Source organism: Sporolactobacillus terrae DSM 11697 (assembly GCF_000648615.1).
GTDB classification, from domain to species: Bacteria; Bacillota; Bacilli; order Bacillales; family Sporolactobacillaceae; genus Sporolactobacillus; species Sporolactobacillus terrae.
The window spans coordinates 1-243 of sequence record NZ_JFZC01000002.1; the positions used below are offsets into that span (position 1 = coordinate 1).

The following is a 243-nucleotide window of genomic DNA, read 5'->3' on the forward strand; positions in this document are numbered from 1 at the left end:
TTTTCTTACAGGTAAAGAAAGTACATGATTTTGCCCTGTTTTCAAGCCAATAGACCAGTGTCTTGGCCAAGAGTCAAAGCGGAGGTACTCTGGCGCCAGCGGGAACAGCGTGCCAGCGAGATCCCGCAGATTTTTGTTTGTCTGAGGAGGCTCGTGGTGCGCCCGCGGCAAGCGAGTAACCGAAGCGGCGATTCAGCACCGAAAAGACAGGAGACCATCATACATGGTTGGAAATTAAGGACC

Annotated in this window: 1 protein-coding gene; it reads right to left on the reverse strand. The window is 51.9% G+C overall.

Annotation, left to right across the window (positions count from 1 at the left end):
- Positions 1-41: 41 nt before the first annotated feature.
- A partial coding sequence (locus AA84_RS19260; protein ID WP_236628040.1) for a hypothetical protein occupies positions 42-243 on the reverse strand: 202 nt, incomplete at its 5' end.